This is a genomic window from Candidatus Symbiopectobacterium sp. NZEC135, assembly GCF_025962695.1.
In genome coordinates this window covers 1-2076 of record NZ_JAGFPF010000258.1, presented here as the reverse complement: position 1 = coordinate 2076, position 2076 = coordinate 1, and the positions used below count along the sequence as shown (strand labels likewise).

Sequence of the window (2076 nt, the reverse complement as noted above, 5' to 3'; positions counted from 1 at the left end):
AATCAGCGGCAATTTCCTTTGGTGTCGCTCTTTTTAAATAGAGCGCCCGCGCTACACCTATTAATTCATCTGAATATTTAGCCATGTCGCTATTATGCGGTGTTATTTCTTCTTTTTTTGAATGGCGATTCTTATCTGTTCGGGAAATGGCGATAACCGAACGCATAAGAATAATGACGGTCGCGGCATGTGTTTTAATCGTCAATAATACGGTTGACCGAATATCACGGGGAAACGGAATTTAATTATGTCGCAGTTAATGACTAACTGGATTTGTATCGCGACGGAGGGCGAAACCGTTGATAAGCGGCAAATGGATCGACAATGGTTAATTGAAGCCGCTGAGCTTTACGATCCGCAACTTTACACCGCCCTGATTTGGCCTGAGCATGAAAAATGGTTTGGGAATATGGGGGAGGTGTTAGCCGCCAAGGCAGAACAGGGCGACGACGGGTTGATGAGGCTTTATGCACAACTGCGGCCAAATAACTATTTGTTGCAGGCCAACCGGGACGGCCAAATGATTTTTTGTTCGGTGGAGCTAACGCCGGATGGCAATTTCCGTGGTACCGGAAAGCATTACCTCGAAGGGCTGGGGGTTACAGATACACCCGCCAGTGTTGGTACAACGCGCTTAAATTTTCACAAGCGAAAAAATCGGAATCGCCTGTTGGGTGCATTTAAACCACTGGTGATTGATGAAGTAAAAGCATTTAAGGAAAAGGGAATGGCAAAGGAATCAACAAAACCAACGTGGCATAGCCTGTTTGGTATTAAGCCGAAAAATTTTGCTGAGGAAGAAGGCAGCGAAGGCAACGACGATAAATTGCAGGCGCTGGCCGAAGCCTTAACCGCACTTGAAACGCGTGTAGCTGCATTGGAAACCGGGCAGGAAGAAGTTCAGGAAGATTTGGAAGTTGTGAAAGATGTGGTAGACACGCAAGAATTTGCCAAGCTGCGTGATGCCCTGCCGGAAATTATTAAAAACTTTGGCAAGCTGGATGCGAAAATCACCAAATTACCGCAACGTAAAATCGGTGATAAAGAAAAGCGCTTTAACCATCTGGTGTAATTCGTAACAGTATATTAGCCAGTTATTTCAGGTTTACTTTTATTTCGCTAAGACGCGAGAGGGATTTCTATGTTTTTAAATCAGCGGGCGCGTGACTTTCTACACTCGTTTTCTGCTGCGCTGTCAGAGGCGCACGGGGTAACGGATGTATCCAAGTACTTTGCGCTGTCCGATCCAAAGGAAACGCAGTTGCGGGATTCGCTGCTGGAGTCGGTGGATTTCCTGTCACTGATTAACGTGATGGACGTTGATCAGCTTGCGGGCCAGGTGGTTTCTGTTGGTAGTTCGGCCTTGCATACCGGGCGCAAAGAGGGTGGGCGTTTTCTCCGTGCTGTTGGGGTCGAGGGTAATGAGTACAAGCTGGTTGAAACTGACTCTTGTGCCGCCTTGCCCTGGGACCTGCTGTCGGTATGGGCAAACGCCGGTGGGGAGAATGAATTTTTCCAAAAGGTACAGGCGTTTTCTAACCAGGCGTTTGCCTTGGATATGCTGCGCATCGGTTTTAACGGTACGTCTGTTGCCAAGACAACCGAACCCGATAAAAACCCGAACGGCGAAGACGTCAATATTGGCTGGCACGCTCTGGTTAAGACGTTCAAGGACGGTCAGCAAATTATCACCGATAAGGTGACGCTGGACGAAAAAGGCGACTATCGCTCGCTGGATTCGATGGCCTCTGACCTGATTAACGCCAAAATCCCGCAGCAGTTTCGCAACGATCCGCGCCTGGTGGTGTTGGTCGGTGCTGACCTGGTGGCCGCAGAGCAATACCGCCTGTTCCAAAAAGCCGATCGCCCGACTGAAAAGATCGCCGCGCAGATGCTGGATAGCACCATTGCAGGCCGTCCGGCCATTGTGCCGCCGTTTATGCCAGGCAAGCGCATGGTCGTGACCACGCTAAGTAACCTGCATATCTACACCCAACGTACCACGCGCCAGCGTAAAGCGGAATTTGTCGAAGATCGTAAGCAGTACGAAAACAAGTACCTGCGCAACGAAGGCTA

Annotated in this window: 3 protein-coding genes; 2 read left to right on the top strand and 1 reads right to left on the bottom strand. The window is 49.3% G+C overall.

What is annotated here, in order from left to right; genetic code table 11:
* The coding region (locus tag J5224_RS25615; RefSeq protein WP_264628016.1) for a hypothetical protein at positions 1–205 on the bottom strand (205 nt) is incomplete at its 3' end.
* Between the two features lie 42 nt (positions 206–247).
* On the opposite strand from J5224_RS25615, the gene J5224_RS25610 reads away from it, so the two are divergent.
* On the top strand, positions 248–1072 hold the full coding sequence (locus J5224_RS25610) for a GPO family capsid scaffolding protein (protein ID WP_264628015.1): 825 nt from the start codon (positions 248–250) through the stop codon (positions 1070–1072).
* A 69-nt stretch (positions 1073–1141) separates the two neighbouring features.
* Positions 1142–2076, top strand: a 935-nt coding sequence (locus J5224_RS25605) for a phage major capsid protein, P2 family (protein WP_264628014.1), incomplete at its 3' end; no start/stop codon positions are given.

What these genes read in the sequence shown, in the direction of transcription:
- J5224_RS25610 (WP_264628015.1), top strand. Translation starts at nt 248, where the DNA reads ATGTCGCAGTTAATGACTAACTGGATTTGTATCGCGACGGAGGGCGAA.